Origin of the sequence: Curtobacterium pusillum (genome assembly GCF_013359865.1) — a bacterium.
GTDB lineage: Bacteria > Actinomycetota > Actinomycetes > Actinomycetales > Microbacteriaceae > Curtobacterium > Curtobacterium pusillum.
The window spans coordinates 1-349 of the sequence record NZ_JABMCE010000066.1; the positions used below are offsets into that span (position 1 = coordinate 1).

Annotated in this window: 1 rRNA gene; it reads right to left on the minus strand. The window is 61.6% G+C overall.

The window, feature by feature from the left end:
• Window positions 1-260 precede the first annotated feature (260 nt).
• Window positions 261-349, minus strand: a 16S ribosomal RNA gene (locus HP507_RS06415); the annotation flags it as partial.

Sequence of the window (349 nt, forward strand, 5' to 3'; positions counted from 1 at the left end):
CGAAGAACCATACGGATCACTCCGTGCGGCTCAACCCCCAGCCCGAAGACTGGGAAGCCTGGTCCCTCAGGACCCAACAACGTGCACCAGCCGACCCGCTCACCCCCAACCCGTTCCAACCCGACCCGAAAGCCTGGCGTACTGAGGTCGGCAGCTGCGCTCCCGACTGCACTGTCAATGTTCCACCCATGAGCTACCGGCGAGAACGTTCGTCTCGATCCGGCGCCTGGACACCCCAAGAGGTGCCAGATGCTCCTTAGAAAGGAGGTGATCCAGCCGCACCTTCCGGTACGGCTACCTTGTTACGACTTAGTCCTAATCACCGATCCCACCTTCGACGGCTCCTTCC